The sequence below is a fragment of the Mesorhizobium koreense genome (genome assembly GCF_031656215.1).
GTDB lineage: Bacteria > Pseudomonadota > Alphaproteobacteria > Rhizobiales > Rhizobiaceae > Mesorhizobium_L > Mesorhizobium_L koreense.
Genome location: NZ_CP134228.1, coordinates 2,272,904 through 2,296,228 on the forward strand (window position 1 = coordinate 2,272,904; position 23,325 = coordinate 2,296,228).

Annotated in this window: 21 protein-coding genes; all 21 read left to right on the forward strand. The window is 63.4% G+C overall.

Going from position 1 to position 23,325, the window contains the following annotated elements; translation table 11 throughout:
- Positions 1-1,407 (forward strand): FAD-dependent oxidoreductase, encoded by a 1,407-nt coding sequence (locus RBH77_RS10775; RefSeq protein ID WP_311032157.1) that lies wholly within the window; start codon positions 1-3, stop codon positions 1,405-1,407.
- Between the two features lie 472 nt (positions 1,408-1,879).
- Positions 1,880-3,052 (forward strand): ABC transporter substrate-binding protein, encoded by a 1,173-nt coding sequence (locus tag RBH77_RS10780; RefSeq protein ID WP_311032158.1) that lies wholly within the window; start codon positions 1,880-1,882, stop codon positions 3,050-3,052.
- A gap of 15 nt (positions 3,053-3,067) precedes the next feature.
- A complete protein-coding gene (locus tag RBH77_RS10785; RefSeq protein WP_311032159.1) occupies positions 3,068-3,934 on the forward strand; it encodes a branched-chain amino acid ABC transporter permease in 867 nt (288 codons plus the stop codon).
- Entirely contained in the window at positions 3,931-4,977 is a 1,047-nt protein-coding gene (locus RBH77_RS10790) for a branched-chain amino acid ABC transporter permease (RefSeq protein WP_311032160.1), read from the forward strand. Before RBH77_RS10785 ends, RBH77_RS10790 begins: the two co-directional genes overlap by 4 nt.
- Positions 4,974-5,735, forward strand: coding sequence for an ABC transporter ATP-binding protein (locus RBH77_RS10795; protein WP_311032161.1), 762 nt, complete (start codon positions 4,974-4,976; stop codon positions 5,733-5,735). Before RBH77_RS10790 ends, RBH77_RS10795 begins: the two co-directional genes overlap by 4 nt.
- The gene (locus RBH77_RS10800) at positions 5,719-6,411 is read left to right on the forward strand and encodes an ABC transporter ATP-binding protein (RefSeq protein ID WP_311032162.1); all 693 of its coding nucleotides are present in this window, start codon (positions 5,719-5,721) and stop codon (positions 6,409-6,411) included. Before RBH77_RS10795 ends, RBH77_RS10800 begins: the two co-directional genes overlap by 17 nt.
- A gap of 32 nt (positions 6,412-6,443) precedes the next feature.
- The gene (locus RBH77_RS10805) at positions 6,444-7,580 is read left to right on the forward strand and encodes a CaiB/BaiF CoA transferase family protein (RefSeq protein ID WP_311032163.1); all 1,137 of its coding nucleotides are present in this window, start codon (positions 6,444-6,446) and stop codon (positions 7,578-7,580) included.
- Positions 7,577-8,371 (forward strand): enoyl-CoA hydratase/isomerase family protein, encoded by a 795-nt coding sequence (locus RBH77_RS10810; protein ID WP_311032165.1) that lies wholly within the window; start codon positions 7,577-7,579, stop codon positions 8,369-8,371. Before RBH77_RS10805 ends, RBH77_RS10810 begins: the two co-directional genes overlap by 4 nt.
- A 1-nt stretch (position 8,372) precedes the next feature.
- Positions 8,373-9,296, forward strand: coding sequence for a hydroxymethylglutaryl-CoA lyase (locus tag RBH77_RS10815; protein WP_311032166.1), 924 nt, complete (start codon positions 8,373-8,375; stop codon positions 9,294-9,296).
- Positions 9,297-9,310: 14 nt separating this feature from the next.
- Positions 9,311-10,492, forward strand: a complete 1,182-nt coding sequence (locus RBH77_RS10820; RefSeq protein WP_311032168.1) for an acyl-CoA dehydrogenase family protein — start codon at positions 9,311-9,313, stop codon at positions 10,490-10,492.
- Between the two features lie 10 nt (positions 10,493-10,502).
- Positions 10,503-11,858, forward strand: a complete 1,356-nt coding sequence (locus RBH77_RS10825; protein ID WP_311032169.1) for an MmgE/PrpD family protein — start codon at positions 10,503-10,505, stop codon at positions 11,856-11,858.
- A gap of 43 nt (positions 11,859-11,901) precedes the next feature.
- Positions 11,902-12,789, forward strand: a complete 888-nt coding sequence (locus RBH77_RS10830) for an MBL fold metallo-hydrolase (protein ID WP_311032170.1) — start codon at positions 11,902-11,904, stop codon at positions 12,787-12,789.
- A gap of 24 nt (positions 12,790-12,813) precedes the next feature.
- Positions 12,814-13,851 carry a LacI family DNA-binding transcriptional regulator gene (locus RBH77_RS10835; protein WP_311032171.1) on the forward strand — a complete coding sequence of 346 codons (1,038 nt, stop codon included), beginning with the start codon at positions 12,814-12,816 and terminating at the stop codon, positions 13,849-13,851.
- 119 nt (positions 13,852-13,970) lie between these two features.
- Positions 13,971-15,188 carry an NADH:flavin oxidoreductase/NADH oxidase gene (locus tag RBH77_RS10840; protein WP_311032172.1) on the forward strand — a complete coding sequence of 406 codons (1,218 nt, stop codon included), beginning with the start codon at positions 13,971-13,973 and terminating at the stop codon, positions 15,186-15,188.
- 26 nt (positions 15,189-15,214) lie between these two features.
- Positions 15,215-15,967 (forward strand): aspartate/glutamate racemase family protein, encoded by a 753-nt coding sequence (locus RBH77_RS10845; RefSeq protein ID WP_311032174.1) that lies wholly within the window; start codon positions 15,215-15,217, stop codon positions 15,965-15,967.
- Between the two features lie 35 nt (positions 15,968-16,002).
- Entirely contained in the window at positions 16,003-17,376 is a 1,374-nt protein-coding gene (locus tag RBH77_RS10850; RefSeq protein WP_311032176.1) for an MmgE/PrpD family protein, read from the forward strand.
- Complete coding sequence (locus tag RBH77_RS10855; protein ID WP_311032178.1) at positions 17,373-18,587, forward strand: NADH:flavin oxidoreductase/NADH oxidase; 1,215 nt, start codon at positions 17,373-17,375, stop codon at positions 18,585-18,587. Before RBH77_RS10850 ends, RBH77_RS10855 begins: the two co-directional genes overlap by 4 nt.
- A gap of 19 nt (positions 18,588-18,606) precedes the next feature.
- Positions 18,607-20,157: a class I adenylate-forming enzyme family protein gene (locus RBH77_RS10860; protein WP_311032181.1), complete on the forward strand. Its 1,551-nt coding sequence runs from the start codon at positions 18,607-18,609 to the stop codon at positions 20,155-20,157.
- Positions 20,154-21,086 (forward strand): MBL fold metallo-hydrolase, encoded by a 933-nt coding sequence (locus RBH77_RS10865; RefSeq protein ID WP_311032182.1) that lies wholly within the window; start codon positions 20,154-20,156, stop codon positions 21,084-21,086. The genes RBH77_RS10860 and RBH77_RS10865 overlap by 4 nt, the downstream gene beginning before the upstream one ends.
- An 11-nt stretch (positions 21,087-21,097) precedes the next feature.
- Positions 21,098-22,078, forward strand: a complete 981-nt coding sequence (locus tag RBH77_RS10870) for an NAD(P)H-quinone oxidoreductase (protein WP_311032183.1) — start codon at positions 21,098-21,100, stop codon at positions 22,076-22,078.
- A gap of 152 nt (positions 22,079-22,230) precedes the next feature.
- The gene (locus tag RBH77_RS10875) at positions 22,231-23,295 is read left to right on the forward strand and encodes a carbon-nitrogen hydrolase family protein (protein ID WP_311032184.1); all 1,065 of its coding nucleotides are present in this window, start codon (positions 22,231-22,233) and stop codon (positions 23,293-23,295) included.
- Positions 23,296-23,325: the final 30 nt, after the last annotated feature.

Sequence of the window (23,325 nt, forward strand, 5' to 3'; positions counted from 1 at the left end):
GTGAACGGAACGCGGCCCTCCGTCATTTATAGATTGCCGGAGCGCATCGATGCGTCCGCCGAGGTGGTAGTCGTCGGCGGCGGGGCCTGCGGCCTGGTCGCCGCGCTCCGCGCTAGTGCCGCCGGCGCCGATGTGATCGTGCTGGAGCGCGATGCGACGCCGTCCGGCTCGACTTCCATGTCGTCGGGATTCGTCCCTGCGCCCGCGACGATATTCCAGCGCAAAGCCGGCATAGCGGATGACACGCCCGAACGCTTCGTCGCCGATATCATGGCCAAATCGAAGGGTAGGGCCGTTCCGCATCTTGCCGAGCTTGCCGCGCGTAATATCGGGCCGACACTGGAATGGCTGGCCGAAGCGCACGGCATCGAATGGTCGGTGCTGACGGATTTCCTGTATCCGGGCCATTCCCGACACCGCATGCATGCCGTCCCCGAAAAGACTGGAGCCGGACTGATGGCGCGCCTGCTCGCCGCCGGCGAGGCACAGGGCATCCCGCTCGTTACCAACGCGCGCGCTGTGCGCCTGTTCATGGAAAACGGCCGCGTCGCCGGCATCGGAATCGAAAGACCGGACGGCGCGGAGGAGACGATCGCCTGCCGCGCCCTCGTTCTGGCCTGTAACGGTTTTGGTGGCAACACGGAGCTTGTTCGACAGCACATACCGGAGATCGCCGACGGCCTCTATCACGGCCATGCCGGCAACACCGGAGAGGCCTTGTCGTGGGGGCAGGCCCTCGATGCGAGGACCGAGCATCTCTCCGCCTATCAGGGCCACGGGTCGCTGGCGCATCCGCATGGCATCCTGATCTCCTGGGCGCTCATGACCAAAGGCGCTATCCAGGTGAACACCCGTGGTGAACGGTTCTCCGACGAAAGCGGCGGTTACTCCGAACAGGCCGTGCATGTGCTTCGTCAACCGGACGGGATCGCCTGGAATATCTACGATCGCCGCATCCACGAATTCGCGCAGGATTTTCCAGACTACCGGGAGGCAATGGCGGCCGGCGCCATCCGCCAGGCAGGGGATGCCGTCGAACTGGCATGCGTTGCACACCTATCCGAATCCAGGATCGCAGAAACGCTCGATCACGTTGAGGCATGCCGCAAGGGAGAGGCACAAGACATCTTCGGGCGTGACTTCACGGCCTTTCCACCGTTGGAACCACCCTACCACGCCGTCAAGGTGACCGGCGCGCTCTTCCATACGCAGGGCGGACTAATGATCGACGAGAAGGCGTGCGTGATACGGCAGGACGGCTCGTCCTTTCCGAACCTCTTCGCCGGCGGGGGAGCGGCGTGTGGCGTCTCGGGACCGGACGTCTCGGGTTATCTCTCGGGCAACGGCTTGCTGACAGCCATGGCGTTCGGCTTCATTGCCGGGGAAAGCGCCGCTGCAGGCGCCTGAGCCTTTCGCGTGTCAGTTCAACCGGCTGTCCTCTCACGCCGGCGACATCACATGTCTGTCGTCGCGGCGTGATGCCATGAAATATCCGGTCTCGATCTTGCGCCGATGCGGCGCATCGCTCTCGTTCATCCTCTGATATGGGGTTTTTAGAACGATTCAGAAAATTCATATGGATGGCTCAATATTTTTCGTGCAGCAAAGCACTCACTCTCCTTGGGGTCGCAATCTACTCTCATAACTAATTGGGAATATTGCATATTTAGACGCCGAGTTCGTCGGCTCCGTCGGTGAAAACCGAGACAAAAAATATGAAACGTTTTATTGACATGCCCACGGGACCTTCATAAGGTCGCGCCGTGGCATGTGGTGGCTGTCGGTACAGAGGAGACCCGCCAGTCCGGTTCGACGTGTCGGATCACATGTCCGCTTCAGGTGCGGAACCACTTGTCCATCAATAGGAAGGAGATCGGGAATGGCTTTGCATTTCGGCCGCGCAATATGCGGCACGCTGGTTGTGTCCGCCATGTTGTCCGGAACGGGCTGGGCTTGCGAACTCAAGATAGGATCGCCGGCGGTGCTGTCGGGTCCGGCGGCTCAGTGGGGCATCGCCCTGCGCGACGCGGTTGCGTTCGTTGCCAAGGAGACCATGGAAGAGAAGCGCCTGGTAATCGACGGTACCGAATGCACGGTTTCCGTGGTCGCCATCGATTCCAAATATACGGCCGAGGGCGCGGCTTCGGCGGCGAATGCGTTCGCGGCAGACGGGATCAAGGTTATTGTCGGCCCCGTGGGCTCGCCCGAGGTCACCGGCATGAAGCCCGTCGCCAAGCGTAATCACATGGTTGCCATGGTCGACAGCTTCGCCAAGAACGCGATCGGCCCGCAATGGCCGAACATGTTCCACATCGGTCCCGGGCCTTCGGGATGGGCAGGACCGATCATCGATGCTGGACTTGAGCGGTTCAAATTCTCGACCGTGGCGATCGTCGCTCCGAACGACCAGGGCGGGACCGATATCGCAAGCGTCAACGCGCAGATATTCTCCGAAAAAGGCGTGAAGCCCACGGAGGAATATTATCAGCGTGGCACCACCAACTTCGCGCCGATCGTCACGCGGATGCTGAGTTCGAATCCGGGCGCGGTCGATCTCGCCTCGTCGCCGGCCGGCGATGCCGGCATCATCGTCAAGCAATTGCGCCAGGCCGGTTTCGAAGGCCCCATCTTCCGCCTTGGTGGGCCGGGGTTCGAGGAGATCGCGCGTGTCGCCGGCGGAATCGACGTCCTCAAGGACTTCCTCTGGTACGAGCCGGTCTACATGGACGACAATTTGCATGCGCTCGAGCAGAAATACGCCAAGCTCATGGGCAAGCCGCGTCCGGAGAATGCCGATTTCTTCCGCTGGACCTTTGCAGCGCGGATGATGATCAAGGCTGTTGCCGCCGCCGGTACCGTCGATGACGCCGACAAGATCGCCGAGGCGATGCGCAAGCTGCCCGTCGAGGACGAAAACATCGGCAAGGGCTATTGGATCGGGCAGAAATTCTTTGGGATCAACCAGGAGATGTCCTACCCCTTCGCGATCGGTGTCGTGCAGGACGGCAAGGTACAGCCCAATATTCATGCCGCGGCAGTCAAGGAAGACTGACGTCTCGGAGGAAAGATGGACTCCTTCATCACAGCGGGGCTGATCGGAATCAGCCTCGGTTCCCAATACGCACTCCTTGCGCTCGGGTTCACGCTTATCTTCGGCATCCTCGGTGTCGTGAACTTCGCCCATGGCGGGTTCTATGTAATGGGCGGCTATGTCGCCTATTACTGCACCATCGTGCTGGGCCTGCCGTATCCGGTCGGCCTGCTGATCGCTCTGATCAGCACGGTAGCGCTCGGCTGGTTGTTCGAGGTATTCGTTCTCGAGCGCGTGATCGACGACCATCAGGCGACGCTGATGGTCACCATAGGGTTCAACCTCGTGATCGCGACGGCCATACTCTTGATCTTCGGCGCATTGTCGCCGGAATTTCCCTTTCCGATCTCGGGCGTCTGGCGCAAGGGAGACATATACATCCCTTATGCGAACATGGTCGTCCTGGCTGTCTGTCTGGTGGCTATCGTGGCGGTCTACTGGCTGGTCTACCGCACCAATGTAGGGTGTGCGATGCGCGCGATGGCTGAGGATCGCGCGGTGGCCAGCGCCCTGGGCATGCGCACCAAGGCGTTGTTTCCCTTCGCTTTCGCCCTTGCCACAGGGCTTGCGGGGGTGACGGGCGGGCTTGTCACCCCCATCCTCGCGCTCTCACCGCATATCGGCGATTCAGTCCTCGCGTTTTCCTTCATTACCGTCATCCTCGGCGGGCTTGGCAGCGTCACCGGGGCGACGGTTGCGGCTTTCGTCGTCGGGCTGGTCGATTCCTATGCCGCCGTCTATCTCGGCGGATCCAAGGGGGCTTTGACCCTCTTCCTGCTGGTCCTCATCATTCTGGTGGTCCGGCCGCAAGGGCTGTTCGGCAAGGAGGCACGCCGGTCATGAGCCGCACCTCCCCAACCACGCGACTCCCCCGGCAGCGGCATATTCCGCTCCTGGATCTCGGGGAATGGACGACGCTCGCGCTGGTACTGCTTGCTTTCGCCGTGCCCATTCTGGTCACCAATCCGCAGATCCTGTCGCAGGCCAACCTGATCCTCATCGCTGCAACCGCCGCGCTGGGTGTCTACATCATGCTGCGCATGGATCTCATGAGCTTCGCCGTGCCGTGCTTCATGGCGATCGGCGGCTATACGGTCGCGATCCTGGGCATCAAGCTCGGGATCACCGACGTGATCCTCCTGGCGCTGGCGGCCTTCGCGGTTCCCGCGCTGATCGCCATCCCGCTTGGCAAGCTGATCCTGCGTCTGAGAGGCGTCTACTTCGTCCTCGTGACCTTCGTGCTGTCTGAGATCCTTCAACTGCTCCTGTTCGAAGCTGCGCCGCTGACGGGCGGAGCGAACGGGCTGGTGGGGATGCCGCCCGTCACCTTCTTCGGTATCGAACTCTTCGACAATTATCAGGTCGTGCTGACGACTTGCGGTCTTTCCTTCGCCGGCTTCCTGGTCGCGGCGCTTTTCACCCGGCGCTTCCACTTCGAATTCGCTGCCATCGAGAAGAATGACATTCTGGCGGAGAGCCTTGGGCTGGCCTGCTGGAAATACAAGGCGATGGCGTTTTCTGTCGCGGCCGGTGTGTCCGGACTTGCGGGCTTCGCGCTCGTCAACATGCTGATGACCGCGCATCCGACGTCGTTCTCGTCGATGTCCTCGGTCAATTACATCACCTACACGATCGTGGGTGGGAAGGGGTCTATCCTCGGTACTCTGGTCGGGGCGGCGCTTCTGGTTTCGGCCACGGACTATTTCGCCTTGCGCGGGGAACTTTCGCCGGGGCTTTTCGGCCTTCTGATCATCATCGTCACCCTGGTTGCGCGCGGCGGTATCGTTGGGCTGGCAAGCTCGCTCCTGCGGCGGGTGAAAGGCGCCGAAAGGAAGCAGAAGGAGCCGGCCGACGAGGCGCCTTCCGCCGTGGAGGTCCAGACATGAGCGCGCACACGCAGGAAGGTGCGCTCCGCGCCGAAAGCATCTCGAAGGAGTTCGGCGGGCTGAAGGTCTTCCACGATGTCAGCTTCGTATTGCCGGCCGCGGGGCTTCTCGGGGTGATCGGGCCGAACGGCGCCGGCAAGACGACCATGATCAACATCATTTCCGGCCGCTTGCCCGTCAGTTCGGGCCGGGTCCTGCTGGGCGATTTCCGCGTCGACGGGCGTTATGTCTACGAGAACGCGGGTCGCGGCCTTGTCCGCAGTTTCCAGCAGACGGCCACTTTCGCTGGGAGCAGCGTCGAAGACAATCTGATCTCCGCCCTGCGTTTCTCGGGTGGGGACCGGTCTGTCCTGGAAAGGCTGGAGCCGCTTCTCGAGCAATTCGGGCTTATCGACAACTGGCGGCGCAATGCCGAGATCCTGCCCTATGGCCTGCAGAAGATGCTCGGTCTCACCATGGCCCTGGCGACTCAGCCGCGGATGCTGCTTCTCGACGAGCCGGCGGCCGGGCTTGAGAAGTCGGAGCGGACCAATATCGATCGCTATGTCCAGTTCGCGCAGCAGAAATTCGGCTGTGGCGTGCTGCTCGTCGAACACGACATGGATCTCATCAAGCGGCTTTGTCCTCAGGTGATCGTCCTCGATGGCGGGAAGCTTATCGCCGAGGGCGAACCAGGCGAGGTACTGAGCCGCAAGGACGTTATCGACGCCTATCTTGGCGGCAGCGACGAGGAGGGTGACGATGCTCAGCATTCGTGACCTGCATGTAGCCTATGGCGGTACGCGCGCGGTGGACGGCGTCGATCTCGACATCGTGAGCGGGCAGACGGTACTGCTCATCGGTGCGAACGGTGCCGGGAAGTCGAGCCTGATCAATGCGGTGATCGGACTGGTGCGATCGGCGCGCGGCCAGATCAGCTTTGAGGGTCGTGACATCGGCGCTCTTTCGAGCGATGCGCGAGCGCGGCTCGGCATCGGCTATGCGCCGGAGGGCCGCCGTGTTTTCGCGTCGATGTCGGTGAAGGACAACGTCCTGGCCGGCGCCGTGCGGCTTCCGGCGTGGGAACAGGGTCGTCGCTGGGACGGGATGGTGGCGGCGTTTCCCTTCCTCGCCGAACGGCAGACCCAACCGGCGGGCGAGCTTTCCGGTGGCCAGCAGCAACTCGTTGCGATCGCACGGGCGATAAGCGGCGCGCCGAAGCTGTTGCTTCTGGACGAGCCGTTCCTTGGCCTGGCGCCGGTCTGGATCCAGCAGATTTCCGCCGCTGTCCGTCAGATGCAAGATGAAGGCATCGCCGTTCTCATGACGGAACAGATGGCGCGTCCGGCGCTGAAGATCGCGCATTACGGGCATGTCATGCGCAGCGGCCAGATACGCCGTTCGGGCACGACTACGGAGATCAGGGGAGAGGCTCTTGCCCAGGAATACCTTTGATCCCGCCGGCGACATCGATAAGGAGACATGACTTGACGAATACCGCTCCGCTTCGCGGCCTTACGGTCCTAGAGCTCGGTCACAGCGTGGCCGCGCCCTACGCAGGACTGATCCTAGCCGAACTCGGCGCGCGGGTGATCAAGGTCGAGAATCCGGCCACGGGAGACTATGCGCGAGGCTGGGGGCCGCCGTTCTACAAGGGGGACGCGACCGCCTTCCATGCTCTCAATCGAGGCAAGGAGAGCCTGACGCTCGATTTTGCCGATGCGGCCGACGCATCCTTGCTGAAGCGCCTTGTCGGGGAGTCGGATGCGGTTATCCAGAATTTGCGGCCTGGGCTTCTCGCGAAATTCGGCATTAACGTCGACGAGGTGCTGCGCGACAATCCAACGCTGATCTGGTGCGATATAGGCGCCTTCGGCAAGAGCGGTCCGCTGTCTCGCAAGCCCGGTTACGACCCGTTGGCGCAGGCCACCTCCGGTATCATGTCGGTCACCGGAGAAGCCGACCGGCCACCCGTTCGCGTCGGCGTATCCCTCGTCGATATGGGCTCGGGCATGTGGACGGTCATCGGTCTTCTGGCAGCGCTGTTCCAGCGTCAGAAGAACGGCAAGGGAGCGCATGTGGAGACTTCGCTGTTCGAGACGGGCCTTGCCTGGATGACCATTCCGCTCGCCGCGCATGCAATTTCCGGCGAGGTGCGCAAGCCTCACGGCTCGGCGCTTGCGGAGATCGTGCCCTATCAGGCCTTCAAGGCGAGCGACGGCTGGGTGATGATCGCGGCCGGCAACGACAAGCTTTTCGGCAAGCTTTGCCAGGCGCTTCCCGGGCTGAAGGCAGTGGGCGAGGATCAGCGTTTCGCCCTGAACCGCGATCGGGTCATCCTGCGCGGCGAGTTGATCCCGCTGATCGAAGCTGCGGTCGCGCAGTTGACCGTGGCCGAAGTCAGCACCGCGCTCGATGCCTTCCAGGTGCCGAACTGCCCACTTCTCAGCATCGATCAGGTCTGGACCCATCCGCAAACCACCGCGATCGGCATCCTGACCACGGGAGGCGGCGAGAAATGGGTCGGCCTTCCCTTCACGCTCGACGATGTTCGGCCGACTTCGGGCGGCGCCGCCCCGACGCTCGGAGCGGATAACGATGCTTTCAGGCAGGAATATCAATGACCGCGAAATATGAAACGCTCGCGCTCGAGCGCACGGACGATCAGGTGCTGCTTGTCCGGCTGAACCGACCGCAGGCCGCCAACGCCATGAATACCCGCATGGGCGAAGAACTGATGGACCTCTTCGAGGGTTTCCAACTCGACAGCGGCGGCCTTCGGGCGATCGTGATGACGGGTACCGGCGAAAAGGCTTTCTGTGCCGGCGGCGATCTGAAGGAACGCAACGGCATGACCGATGAACAATGGCTGCGCCAGCATGCCATGTTCGAGCGGATGCTGCGCTCGCTCTTGGCCTGCCCGCTGCCCGTGATCGGGGCGATCAACGGAGCCGCCTATGGAGGCGGGTGCGAGATCGCCGCGGCGCTGGACTTCGCCTATGCTTCCGAGAACGCTCGTTTTGCGCTGACCGAGGTGACGCTCGGCATCATGCCGGGGGCAGGGGGGACGCAGAGCCTGCCCCGTGCGGTCGGTGAACGGCGCGCCAAGGAAATCATCCTCACCGGGCTGCCCTTCACCGCGAGGGAGGCATGCGACTGGGGGTTGATCAACCGCGTGTTGCCGCAGGGCGAATTGCTCGAGGCGACGCTTGCTACCGCCCGTCGCATCGCCGGCAACGCGCCGATCTCGGTCAGGCAGGCGAAGCAATCCATTCACAAAGGCTTGCAGATGTCCCTCGCGGACGGACTGGCCTTCGAGATAGAGTGCTACAACCGCATGGTCTCGACCGAAGACCGCCATGAAGGCGTGCGCGCCTTCAACGAGAAGCGCAAGCCGAATTTCCGGGGAGCCTGAGATGGCCGAGCGAGCGACCCTGCGCGAGGTCGGGCCCCGCGACGGTATCCAGATGGCGAAGCGCTTTTTGGAAACCGAACGAAAGCTGGAATGGGCGCTACGGCTCAAGGCCGCCGGCGTCAAGGAAATCGAACTGACCTCGTTCGTGCCGCCGAAGGTGGTGCCGCAATTTGCCGATGCCGACCAACTCGCTCAGGGCCTTCCCCGGCTCGAGGGCGTGGTCGCGTCGGCTCTCATCCCCAACCTCAAGGGGGCGGAGCGGGCGCTCGCCGCCGGCTTCACCCATGTCAACTACGTGCTCTCGATCTCCGAGGCGCACAGCCAGTCCAATGTCCGGCGCTCGACCGACGAGGCGATCGCCGAGTTCGAACGGATCGCGGCGCTGAAGGACACGGAACAGGGCCGGGGAATGGTGTTGGGAGTCGGCCTGGCCACCGCCTTTGGCTGCACGCTTCAAGGCTATGTCGCGCCCGAACGTGTCTGGCAGGTAGCGCGGCATGTCGCGGCGGGCGGCGCCGACGAACTGATCGTCGCCGACACCGTCGGCTATGCCAACCCGGCCCAGGTGAAGATGCTTTTGCCGCCGATCATCGAGATCGCGGCCGGTCGCCGGGTCATTTGCCATTTCCATGACACGCGCGGTCTCGGCCTCGCCAATGTCGCGGCGGCGCTCGAGACGGGCATCCGGGTTTTCGACAGCTCGCTTGCCGGTCTTGGCGGCTGCCCGTTCGCGCCGGGAGCCACCGGTAACATCAATACCGAAGACACCGCCTATATGCTGGAGAGCATGGGCTTTTCCACCGGCATCGACATCGAAGCCCTTCTCAATCTTCGGCGCGATGTCGAGAACTGGCTCGGTGACGAGCGCTACAGCGGCGCCATCGCGCGCGCCGGACTTCCCAAGACCTTTGAAGCGGCAGAGTGAAAGACCCCCGAACGATGAGTCAGGATCAGGTTAACCTCGAACTGGGTGAAGACTATCCGGAACTGCGCGAATCCATCCGCAGGATCTGCGAGAAATATCCGCTGGAATACTGGCTGAAGCTCGAAGAGGAATCCGGCTACCCGTCCGAATTCGTAGCGGAACTGACCGAAGGCGGCTTCCTCGCGGTTCTCATACCGGAGGAATATGGCGGCGCCGGCCTGCCCCTGCGCGCCGCCGCCGTCATTCTCGAGGAGATAAACGGCTGTGGCTGCCAAGCCAGCCCGGCGCATGCGCAGATGTACATCATGGGTACCCTGCTGCGTCACGGCAGCGAAGAGCAGAAGAAGGAATTTCTGCCGCAGATCGCCGACGGTTCCCTGCGTCTCCAGGCTTTCGGCGTCACCGAGCCCACAACCGGCTCGGATACGACCCAGCTCAAGACCCGCGCCGTCAAGGATGGCAATTACCATTATGTGATCAACGGCCAGAAGGTGTTCACCTCGCGTGCGCTCTTTTCCGACCTGATGCTGCTTCTGGCACGCACGACGCCGCTCGATCAGGTATCGAAGAAGACCGAGGGCATCTCGGTTTTCCTGATCGATCTGCGCGAAGCGCGCGGCAACGGGATGGATATCCGCCCCATCAGGGCGCTGATGAACCACAACACGACCGAGGTCTTCATCGAGAACCTGCGGGTCCCGGCCACGGCGCTGGTGGGCAAGGAAGGCGAGGGCTTCCGCTACATTCTGGACGGCATGAACGCCGAGCGCATTCTTGTGGCGTCGGAGTGCGTCGGCGATGGACGCTACATGATCCGGCGCGCGGTCGAATACGCAAACGAGCGTGTCGTGTTCAAACGTCCGATCGGCGCGAACCAGGGCGTTCAGTTCCCGATCGCCCGCGCTTATGCCGAGTTGGAAGCGGCCGACCTGATGTGCCGCAAGGCCGCGGCATTGTTCGACGCCTACCGGCCCTGCGGCGGCGAGGCGAACATGGCCAAGCTCCTGGCATCGGAGGCGACCTGGAAGGCGGCCGACACCGCGTTGCAGACCTTCGGCGGCTTCGGTTACGCCAGCGAATACGGCATCGAGCGCAAATGGCGCGAGAGCCGGATTTACCAGACGGCGCCGATCTCGACCAATCTGATCCTTGCCTATGTGGCCCAGCACATTCTGGGACTGCCACGTTCGTATTGAGGTGACGATGATGGACGGTATCACCAGAAAAGCCGCTGAATTCGTTGCGGGTTTCGATATGGCATCGGCTCCGGCCGAAGCGCTTCACGCCGCCCGGATCGGTATCGTGGATTGTGTCGGCGTCATGCTGGCGGGGTCGCGGGAACCCGCGGTCGAACTGGTGGCGAACATCGCCACGCCGCTTCCGGGCAGCAACGATGCGCCGCGCGCCGTGAACGGTAACTGCTACGCTGCGCCGGATGCCGCGCTGATCAACGGCGTGGCCGCCCATGTCCTCGACTTCGACGATGTGGCGCTCGCGGGGCATCCGAGCACGGTTCTCGTGCCCGCGATACTGGCCGAGGGTCACGAGGTGCGGGCATCCGGCCAGGACGCGATCGAGGCTTACCTTGTCGGCTATGAACTGTGGGCGCATCTGGCCGAACTGGAACCCGGCCATCTGCACGACCGGGGATTCCATCCCACGGCGGTGATGGGAACATTGGCGACCGCGGCCGCCGCGGCGCGCCTGCATCGGCTTTCGCCCGAAGCGACTGCTCATGCGCTGGCCATCGCGGCCTCGTTCGCCGCAGGGCTGGTCGCCAATTTCGGTTCGATGACGAAGTCGCTCCATGCCGGCCGCACCGCGCAATCGGGGATCCAGGCCGTTCGCCTTGCAAAGGTCGGCTATACGGGCAGCCTCGATGCCGTGGAGCATCGCTCCGGCTTTCTCAGGGCCTTCTCCCCCTCGAGCGCGCCCGATCTCGATCCGGCCGCATTCCGGATCGGCGAGGAGTGGATATCGGCGCGGTTCGGCACCAACATCAAGCGCTATCCGACATGCTATGCAACGCACCGCGCCATAGATGCCATGCTGGATCTGGTTGAAGAGCATGACCTTTCCGCGGATGACGTGGGAACGATCCATGTCCACACCGGTGTCACCCAGCGTCTGATGCTGCGAAACCAGCAGCCACAGACGGGGCTTGCCGCCAAGTTCTCGATGGAATTCGCCATGGCCAGCGCCCTCATCGCCCGCAGGGTGGGGCTGCGTGAACTGACCGACGAATTCGTTTCGCGTGAGGACGTGCAATCGGTCCTTGGTCGGGTCGAGGTGACCGTGAACGAGGATGAGGCGGGGACCGACATGCCGTTTGCGCCGTATGATCTGGTCTGGGTGACGCTCAAGGATGGCTCCGTTCATCGCCATGAGCCGGTGGAGAACGCCCGGGGGAGCTGGCAGCTTCAGCTCAGCCGCGAAGAATTGCAGGCGAAATTCACCGATTGCGCCTCGATATTGCTGCCGCAGGAACGCGTGCAGCCGCTGTTCGAAACGCTCTATCGGATCGACGAAATCGGCGATCTTCGCGAGCTTGCTCTGGTGTGAGCTAGGCCGGGCGAGGAAAGGGAAAGGACACGGGAACAAGGGAATGACACATCTGCCGCAGCAACAGATTCCTGGCGTCTATCACCGCCGCTTCGGCGAATTCCTGGTGACGGCCCTGTCGGATGGCTATGTCGAGATGGGTTACAATATCTTCCGCGAATTCTCGCGCGAGGACGTCGACGTGATGATGGCGCGCGACCACAGGATATCGCCGCCGCGGATCTCGGTGAATTGCTTCCTGCTGCGGGGACCGGCCGGGACCGCGCTGATCGACTGCGGTTCGCAGGACAAATTCGGCCCGACCGCCGGCAAGCTGTTCGACAACCTCGCCGCCGCCGGTGTCGATCCGGCGGAAGTCGAATATGTGCTGTTGACCCACTGCCATCCCGACCATTCCTGCGGGCTCACGGATGTCCGGACCGGCGAGCGGCTTTTCCCGAACGCCACGGTAATCGCCAATCACAAGGAGATCGCGCACTGGTTTTCGGACAAGGAGATGGCGGCTGCGGACGAGCGCAAGCGCGAGCGCTATTTCACCTGGACGCGCGAGCAGATCGGCCCCTATCGTGACGGCCGGCTTCGGTTGGCAAAGGATGGGGAAGAGGTTCTGCCGGGGATCACCCTTGTGGAGTGCGCGGGCCACACACCCGGCCACAGCACATGGCTTATCCGTTCGGAAGGCAAGCAGATGATCGTCTGGGGCGACCTTGCCCATGTGCCCGAGATCCAGGTGGCGCGACCGGACGTTTCGATGAGTTTCGATCATGATCCCGACATGGCAGCCAGGAATCGCACAGCGCTCCTGGCGCGGATTCTGGCCGAGGACATGCTCGTTGCCGGCATGCATATCCATTTCCCCGGCCTCGGCTGGCTCGTTCGCGAGGGCGCTGGTTATCGGGTCGCGACCGAACAGTGGAACTTCGAGATCTGACGGACCCGGATAGCGGAAGGAAACATGGCAAAAGCCTCGACCATACGTGACGTCGCCCAACTGGCCCAGGTTTCGATCGGGACGGTTTCGCGCGTGGTCAACGACGCGGTGGATGTGAAGCCGCATATCCGCAAGGCAGTGGAAAACGCCATCGAGCAACTGGGTTACGTGCCGAATGCCGCTGCCAAATCCATGCGCATGGGCCGTACCCGCACGGTGGGATGCATCCTGCGCGAGATCAACATCGCTCAGCTGGGAGGATTCGTCTCGACCGCGCAGAATGTACTCAACGAATCCGGATATTCGATGCTGATCTCGAATACGGAGGGCCGGACGCAGCGGGAGATCCAGCTGCTGCGCCGCTTCTCCAACGGGCAGGTCGATGGCGTCCTGATGGGGCCATATACCCCGATCGAAGGCGAGTTCGAGGAAATCCTGCGCGCGCTTCCCATACCCTTCGTGATGATCGACCGCGACCAGCCGGAATGGTGTGACGCCGTCTACGCCGATCACGAAGGCGGAACCTTCAACGCAACCGGGCATCTGCTCGACCTTGGCCATCGGCAGATCGCATTGCTGACCGGACCGACCCGGCTCCACCCGGGAGCCGCGCGAGTCCGCGGCTTCGAGCGCGCTCATGCCGCGCGCGGATTGCAGCCGGTGCCGGAGTTCGTCATAGCGGAGAGTTTCCTGCGCGACCATGCCTACAGGGCGACGTCTTCCCTGCTCGGCCTTTCGCAGCGGCCGACGGCCGTAATCGCCGGCGGGATAGACATGCTTTCCGGCGTGTTGCGCGCGATACGCACGCGCGGCCTATCGATCCCGCAGGATATTTCTGTCGTCGCGTCGGGCCAGAACGACCTTTGCGATCTGCATCAGCCGCCGATCGGGGTCGTCAGTTGGGACCAGAACGAGGTCGGCGCGACGGCTGCGACGCTGCTGCTCAATCACATCATCCACGAGAAGAGGGACGAACCGCGCCGGGTCATTATTCCCACGACTTTCAACCCGCAATCCTCATGTGCGCCGCCCAAGGGGGCGTTGGGGCCGCCGGCCGCCTGACGGCCAATAAAATTCAGATCTGTTCTTGCCGCTCCGCCGAGGAGCGGGGAGCGGACTTTTGCGTGACGCCAGCCCGACAGGGGCCGGATTGGCAACGCACCCAGTAAGAGGAGAGACCGATGCCAGGAGGCATAAAGCTGTTTTCGGAGTTCAGCCTGCGCAGCGTGACGTTGAAGAACCGCGTCGTCATCTCGCCCATGGGCACGTATTCGGCCGAGAACGGCAATCTTCAACCCTTCCATCATACGCACTACGCCAGCTTCGCCATGGGCGGGGCCGGTCTGGTGATGATCGAGCAGACCTCGATCACGCGCCGAGGCCGGGTGACGAACGGCGATCCGGGTCTCTGGCAGGACAGCCATATTGCCGGAATGCGGCAATTGGTGAGCCATATGAAGAGCTATGGCGCCAAGGCCGGAATCCAGCTCAACCATGGTGGGCGCAAATCCAGCATGCAGCGCGCCTTCCGCGGCAATGGCCCGCTGACCGACGCAGACCTGGCCAGCGGCGAGGAGCGGTGGACGCCGATGGCGCCGTCCGCCCTTTCACTGGGCGAGGGGTGGCTTACGCCCGAAGCGATCACCCTGGGAGAGCTCGACGGCTTGCGACAGGCATGGGCGTCCGCCGCCCGGCGCGCGGTTCTGGCGGGTTTCGATCTGATCGAAATCCATATGGCGCATGGCTATCTGCTGCAGAACTTCCTCTCGCCGCTCGCCAACCAGCGCGAGGACGACTATGGCGGCAGTCTCGAGAACCGCATGCGCTTTCCACTCGAGGTCGTGCGCGCGGTGCGGGCCGTCGTGCCGCAGTCCATGCCGCTTTTCGCTCGTATCTCCGCCACCGACTGGATAGAAGGCGGCTGGACCATCGAGGATAGTCTCGTGCTGGCTCGGGCGCTCTCGGAGGCGGGGATCGATCTCGTCGATTGTTCCTCGGGCGGCAATCTGCGCTCCGGCGCCACCAATTCGAGCCTTGGCCGCGGGCCGGGCTATCAGGTGCCGTTCGCCGAGCGTATCCGAGCCGAAACCGGCACTCCGACCGCTGCTGTCGGCATGATCCGAACCCCGGAATTTGCCGAGCGGATCGTTCAGGACGGACGGGCCGACCTGATTTGCCTCGGCCGTCAGGCGCTGTTCGACCCATTCTGGGCGCATCACGCAGCCGAGGCTCTGGGCGTTAATGACGGTTTCTCGGAATGGACGCCTCAATATGGCTGGTGGCTCAACAAATGGTCGCGAGCGCTTGCCGCGAATGGCGAGACCCCCATGGGCTCCGAGGTCTTTCCCGAGCCCGCCGCGGTGGCGGCAGGCAGACGCTCCCGTTCGTCCCGCGCCTGAACGAAGATCCATGGAGGGAAAAGATCATGCCTGTTCGCATCTGGCACCAGTCCGTCAATGAACTCAGCCGCATCGCGGCTTACAAGCAGGGCATTGAAGCCCATGCCCGCGCCTTTCTCGGCACCGAGGCGCAGGTGGAGGTCCACGGCCTGCCGGAGGGTACATATGGCGCGCTGAGCCCGAGCGACGCGCTCGGCAATGCCTATACCTATCACCGCCTTCTCTCGCCTCTCGTCGACATGGCGGTGGAGGCGGAACGGCAGGGCTACGACGCTTTCGTCATGGGCTCGTTCAGCGAGCCGTATCTGCGCGAGATGCGGACCGCAGTCGACATACCGGTGGCTTCGCTGACGGAGGCGGCGTTGCTGACCGGCTGTTCGCTGGGCTCGCAGATCGGGTTGATTTCGAACGCCCCGAACGTGGCCTACATGACCCGGCTTTCGGTTGCCAAGCACCACCTCGAGGCGCGCGTGCTCTCGGTAACCTCCCTCTCGCCGGGCATGGACGAATATGAACTGATCGCGGCGCGCGAGGATGCTTCCGCGCTTATCGCCGCCTTCACGAATACGGCGCGCGACCTGATCGCCAAGGGAGCGGACGTCATCGTGCCGGCCGAGGGTGTGATGGCTGAAATCTTCGCGCACAAGGGGCTGAAGCAGATCGACAAGGCGGTCGTCATCGATGTCTTCGCCGCCGCGTGGAGCCATGCGCTCAACCTCGTCCGTCTGCGGCGTGCCGGTATCGGCACCAGTCGCGCCTGGCTTTACAGCCGCGGCTGAGAAGATCACCGGATTTCAATTCCCTGGAAGGAAACATGACGATGAAACCCGCCGGCCAGATCCTTGGCAACTATATCGCGAGCTTCGCGACCATCCGGCTCGATCCCGATATCCGCGAGAAGGCGCTGATCTGCCTGCTCGATACGCTCGGCCTCTCGCTTTTGGCGGCGATCGAGCCGACAACGCAGGCGGCGCTCGCCTTGTCGCATCCGCTCAAGTCGGGCGGCGCGACGGCGTGGGCGTCTGGAGCGCGGCTTGCGGCGAGCGAGGCCGCCTTTGCGAACGGCGTTGCCGCGCATGCGCATTTCCAGGACGATACCGACCACGATTCATGGACCCATCCCGGCTCCCTGGTCCCGCCCGCCGTCGTTGCGTTGGGCGAGCAGCAGGGCGCCAGCCTGAACGCGGTCCTTTCCGCGATAGTCGCCGGCTACAGCGTGATCAACTGGCTTGGCCGCGGAGAGGTCGTGGCACGCGAGCTGATTGGACGCGGTTTTCGTACGAGCCCGACATTGGGCACGATCGGGGCCGCCGCAGGCAGTGCAGCCCTGCTCGGTCTTGATGCCGGTCAGGCCGGCTCGGCGGTGTCGATCGCGGCCAGCACGACCGGCGGAACGCTGGAACCGGTGCGCTCCGGAAGTGACGAATGGCGGGTGCAGAACGGCCGTGCCGCGCAGGGCGGCCTTGTCGCCGCGTGTCTTGCCGGTAGTGGTGTGACGGGCGCGCCGCAGGCGCTTGACGGGCCCAAGGGCTTCCTCGCCACCCTTGCCGGGCTCGATGTGACGCCGGACGTATGGGCGACCCCGCCCGATCCAGCCATCATGCGCACCATCATGGCCAAGCCCTATGCGACGCTCGGCGACAACATGCCCGCAGCCATGGCCGCGCAAAAGCTTCACAAGGAAGGCGTCGATCCTGCCGCGGTGGAGGCGATCGAGGTCACACTATGGAAGCCTTACACCGACTATCCGGGCACCAACTACAAGGGGCCCTATGAGCGGCTGGTGCAGACCCAGGCCAGTACCGCCTTTGCCGTGGGCACGATGCTCGCGCGCGGCGACATCACCTACGAGATGGGCAATTCGCTGCGCAAGGATCCGGTGATCCTCGGCCTTGTAGCGAAGACGACAGTTGTGCCGGACGCGGTCGGCGGGGCGCTGGATTCGCGCGTGACGCTGACGATGAAGGATGGCAGCCGTCGCGAGGCCCATTCGTCCGAGATGCCGCGCGAACTCATCTTCCAGACCCGCGCACGCTCCCTCGATGTTTTCGAGGCCCGGCTGTCGTGGCTGGGTGCCACTGCCGGCACGGTGCGTGAACTCGGAGAGCGCCTCTTTGCCGGCCTGGAGGGTGCCGAAAGCCCCGCCATCGGCAAGGTTGTGAGCGAGGTCATCGAACTGACGCGATGAACAGCGCCCGCCTCATCCGACTGGAGCCCGATATGCCGGACATTCCATTGCTTTTCCAGCCCTACACGCTGAGAGGCGTGACGCTGAAGAACCGTGTCGTCGTCTCGCCGATGGGCACCTATTCGGCCGAGGACGGGCGGCTGACGCCCTTCCAGTTCGCCCATTACGAGCGGATGGCGATGGGCGGTGCCGGGCTGGTGATCATGGAGCAGACCTTCGTCACACGGGCAGGCCGGGTCAGCAACGGCGATCCCGGCCTTTGGGCCGACAGCCACATCGAGCCCATGAGCCGGCTCGTCAGCGAAATGAAGCGCTATGGCGCCAGGACGGGCATCCAGATCAGCCATGGGGGCCGAAAGGGCGGCCAGCAACGCGCCTATGACGGCAACGGGCCGATCACCGAGCGTGACCTGGCGGCAGGCGACGAGCCGCTTTATCCGATGGGTGCCTCGGCATTGCCGCTGGCGGAAGAATGGCTGACGCCGATCGAGATGAACGAGGCGCAGATCGAAGGCATCGTCGAAGCTTTCGTGGCGGGCGCGCGCCGCGCCCTGCTCGCGAGCTTCGACCTGCTGGAGCTCCATCTGGCGCATGGCTACCTGCTGCAAAGCTTCCTTTCCCCGCTTGCCAATCAGCGCCGCGACCGGTGGGGAGGATCGCTCGAGAACCGCATGCGTCTGCCGCTGACGGTGGTCGAGCGCCTGCGCGATATCATGCCGGACTCGATGCCGCTTCTGGCGCGGCTTTCGGTGACCGACTGGATGGAGGGCGGATGGACAGAGGATGACAGCGTCATTCTCGCCGGAAAGCTGAAGGAGGCCGGGGTCGACCTGATCGACTGCTCGTCCGGCGGCAACATGCGAGCTGGGGCAACCAATTCGAACCTTGCGCGCGGGCCGGGATATCAGGTCGCCCTCTCGGACCGTCTGCGGCGTGAGGCCGGGATTGCGACCGCCGCGGTCGGGATGATCCGCACCCCGCAATATGCCGAGGAAATCCTGCAGGGCGGCAAGGCGGACCTGGTCTGTATCGGGCGGCAGATATTGTTCAACCCGTTCTGGGTCCGTCATGCCGCCTGGGAAATGGGAGTGGAACGCGATTTCGCGACCTGGCCCGAACCCTATGGCTGGTGGCTCGACAAATGGGCGCGCGCCCTGGCAGCGAACGGCGAGGATCCGTTGGGGCCTGAGCGTTTTCCCGAACCCTCATGAAGCTGGCAGGAGATCCGGGATGAACTGGGGCGAAGACCTTGCCGCGACCCGATTGCGCTACGGCGACAATCCGGGTGTCTTCGATGCGGAGGGCCGGCATACGATTGCGCAGTTGATCGACCGCGGGGCGGGGATCGCCGATCGCCTTCGCGACCTTGGCCTGGGGCCGAACGACTTCGTTGCGACGGTCTTCCACAATTCCGCGCTTGCCGCATCGGCAAGTTATGGCGTGCTGTTGGCGGGGGCGGCGGAGGTGCCGATCAACCCTCTGCTTAGCCAATCTGAAATCGCCCATGCGCTCGCCTGCAGCGGAGCGCGGTTCATCCTTGTGGACGGCGCGGCCGAGCCGTTGCCGGAACTCGACGCGACGCCCGTCGATGCGCGGCAGATCGCGCCTCGTACCATGACGGCAGCGAACTGGCCCGACGTCGAGCCGCAAGCGCCAAGCCGCATTGTCTTCACCAGCGGGACCACCGGCTTCTCGAAGGGCGCGATCCACAGCCATCTCGGCCGATGGACGGGCACTCTTCTTCTGCGTTCGTCGCTGCCTCTCCTGCCCGACCGCAGCAACCGCATCCTCCTGATGACGCCGTTTTCGCACGGAAGCTCGCTTTTGACCTTTGCCTATCTGGCGCATGGAGCGAGCGTGCACCTGATGAAAGGTGTCGATCCGGCGGTCGTGCTGCCGCTTCTGGCATCGGGCGAAGTGACCGAGATGTTCGCTCCTCCGACCGTGCTTGCCAAATTGACGGAGGCTGCCTCGGCTCCGGCCTTCGCTGAATTTCGGCCCAGGCTGCGCATGATCCTGACAGGCACGGCGCCGCTTACGCCAACGATCTATCGCAACGCGGCGACGCGTTTCGGAGAAATCATTCGCGTCACCTACGGCAAGAGCGAGATCTTCAATCCGATCACCTCGCTGGAGCCATCGGAAACCGCCGCGGCCTATGCCGGGCCGATCGGTGAAGGCCTTTGCGTCGGCTGGGCTGCGACAGGCGTGCGGATCGAGATCCGCGACGAGGAGGGCAGAGTGCTGCCGGCCGGCGAGATCGGCATGATCCATCTCCACAGCCCGCATCTCTTCAGCGGATACATGATGCGTGACGGAGTAAGGATGCTGGCGCCCGACGAGTTCCATGAAACCGGGGATATCGGATATCTCGATGAAGCCGGGCGGCTCCATCTCGTGGCGCGCCAGGCGGACATGATGAAGAGCGGAGGCTACAAGGTTTCGCCCGAGGAGGTCGAACGATCTTTGGCCCCCTCGCTGCCGGGCACGGAATTGGTGGTCCTGGGTTTCCCCTCCGAATATTGGGGCGAGATCGTCACGGTGGTTGCGCAGAAGCCGCCCGCGGATTGGCAGGAGCGCCTTGCGCTGGCGCTGGCGGAGATGACCTCCTACAAGCGACCGCGGCTCTTCGCCTCGATCGACAGCCTGCCGCGCAATTCGATCGGCAAGATGGCCCGCGTGCACCTGCGCCGCTGGCTGGCCGCACAGTACGACCTTGTCGAGAAGCCACGTCCTGCCTTCGTACCGAAGCAGGCTGAAACAGCGGGGAGCGGCCAGTGATCGCGTTCGAACAGGTACCGGGCATCTATCATCGTATGGTCGGCGACATTCTGGTCACCGCCCTTTGTGACGGCTACGTGACCTACGACACGCTCGACATCATGAAGGATCCCGATCACGGCAAGCTCGAGAGGCTGCTTGCCGGGGAAACACGGGTGTCGCCGCCCGTGGTTTCGATCAACGCCTTCCTCCTTCGGGACGGGGAGCGCAGCGTCCTGGTGGATTGCGGTTCCGGCGATATCATGGGGCCCACCTGCGGAAGGCTGCCGGGCCTGCTGGATCTTTTGGGCATTCGCCCCGACCAGATAACCGATGTCGCCCTGACCCATGTCCATCCGGACCACTCGAACGGCCTGACCGACCCGGCGAGCGGCCGCAAGCTCTTTCCATCCGCCACCGTCCATGTGCACCAGGCAGAGATCACGCACTGGTTCGACGACGAACAGAAGGCGAAAGCGACTGAACGACAAAAGCGGGTCTATTTCGACGCCGGCCGGACTCAACTGCGGCCCTACCTCCCGGATTCGGTCAAGGCATTCGACCGCGAACGTGACATTCTGCCGGGAATTACGGCCGTGCCTTCGCCGGGCCATACGCCCGGGCACACCTGCTACATCGTACGGTCCAAAGATGAGGCGATGATCATCTGGGGAGACACGGTCCATATCCCCGAGGTGCAACTCACCGACCCGGATGTGGGAATGATCTTCGACACCGACAGCCCCGCGGGTGCGATATCGCGCCGCTGGATATTGCAGCGTTGTGTCGACGAAGACCTGCTGGTCGCGGGCATGCATATCCACTTTCCCGGCTTCGCCCGCATCCGCCCCGGTTATAGCGGGGCATTTCGTTTCATTCAGGAGCAATGGTTCCACGCATTGAATCATGGGCACCGTCCCGGAATCCGGGTGTCATCGCAAAAGAATTGAAGGGGGTTTCTATGCCGATGATGATCTGCCATGCACCCGAGCCGGGAGGACCGGAGGCCCTGCGCTTCCTGGATGTCGAGCGGCCCCATCCCGCTCCGGACGAGGTCCTGATCCGCGTCGGAGCGATCGGCGTGAACCGGCTCGACGCGATGCAACGCGCCGGCGTCTATCCTGTGCCCAAGGGCGCCAATCCCGTGCTTGGCGTCGAATGCGGCGGCGAGGTGATCGAGGTCGGGGCGGAGGTCCGGGATATCGTTCCCGGGACGCGCGTCGCGGCCCTGCTTTCAGGCGGCGGCTACGCGGAATATGCGGTGGCGCATTGGCGCCACGTCGTCGCCGTACCCGCCGACTGGGATGACGTGCGCGCGGCCAGCGTGATCGAAACATACTGCACCGCGCATGAGACACTGTTCGAACTCTCGCGTCTCGCGCCGGGCGAGCGCGTGCTGATTCAGGCCGGCGCGAGCGCGGTCGGCAGCACGGCGATCCGCATGGCCCAGCATATCGGGGCCGAGATCGTCACCACCACCGGCCGCGAGGAGAAGGCCCGGCGCCTGCGTGACTGGGGTGTGCGGCATGTAGTGAACTATCGCGAAGCGGATTTCGCCGAGTCTGTCCGCGAGATTTACCCCGACGGAATTGACGTGGTCGAGGATTTCGTCGGACCGGCCTATCTCGCACGTCATATCTCGCTGCTCAGGTGGCGGGGGCGAATGGCTTTCGTCGGCCTGCTGAGCGGCGGCATGGCTGAAATGGATGTTGCCTCGGTTCTGACCAAGATGCTGCAACTGCGCGGCTTCACCCTTCGTCCGCACTCCATCGAAGAGAAAGCCCGGATAGTCGAGCGTTTCCGCCAGCGCTGGATGCCGGTTCTTGCCCGAGGCGAGATCGAACCGGTAATCCATGCCGTTCTGCCGTTCGAAGAGGCGGTCGAGGCCCATCGCATGCTGGAGGCGACGGACAATTTCGGCAAGATCATACTGAGGGTCTGAAGCAGGGGCTTGGCGGCTTTCGGATGGCTCTTCCTTTTTTGAGGCCACGTTTTTTTGGGACCACGGCCGGGCTGCGAAAGTACGATTCAACTTTCGCCAATCTGTCTGATAGCCTGCTGTGCTTTGCGTGAGCATTCGAGGTTCCCTGACAGATGTCTTCGTTGGTAACAGTCGCCACCGTTCATGCGGCTCCGGTCTTCCTCGACAGGGCCGCGACGGCCGAGAAAGCCATCTCGCTGGTCCGGGAGGCGGCGCGCCACGGCGCCAGGCTTATTGCCTTTCCTGAGACGTTTATTCCGGCCTTTCCCGTTTGGGCTGCCTTGTGGGCTCCGATCGAAAATCACGATCTCTTCGTCCGAATGGCCGAGCAATCCGTGTCTCCGCACGGCGCTGAAATCCATGCGCTCAGAAGGGAAGCCAAATCGCTCGGCGTCTGCATCTCGATGGGCATCAGCGAAAGCTCGGATGCCAGCGTAGGCGCGCTTTGGAACAGCAATATCCTGATCGGGCACGACGGCGCGATCCTCAACCACCATCGCAAGCTCGTTCCCACGTTCTACGAGAAACTCGTCTGGGCCTCAGGCGACGGGGCAGGCCTCAAGGTCTCTTCCACGCCTGTCGGCCGCGTGGGAAACCTGATCTGCGGGGAAAATACCAACCCGCTGGCCCGCTATGCCCTGATGGCGCAGAGCGAGCAGATCCATATTTCGAGTTGGCCGCCGATGTGGCCGACCCGACGCCCCAGCGTCGGCGGGAATTTCAACAATGTCGCGGCCAACAGAATTCGCGCAAGCGCGCATTCGTTCGAGGCAAAAGCGTTCGGGATCGTCACGGCCGGGTACATGGACAAGGCGATGAGGGAATTTCTCATCGCGCGTGATCCCGGCGTTGCCGATATCATCGACGGGACTCCGCGCGCGGCAAGCTTCTTCGTCGATCCGACGGGAGAGACGCTCGGGGACCATCTGCAGGAGGAAGAAGGCATCGGCTATGCCGAGTTCGACCTGCGGCGATGCATCGAGCCCAAACAGTTCCACGATGTGGTCGGCTACTACAACCGCTTCGACGTCTTCGACGTCACGATCAACCGCAAGCGGCTCTCCCCGGCCAGGTTCGTCGATCTTCCGGAAACGGATGAGATGCCGCTAGGCGAGGATGGCGACGACATGCCGTCCCGCACGCGACATGCCGGGAACGGCCGCAATGCGGATACCTGAAGGGTTGTGGTTCGAGCTGTAGCAATGCCG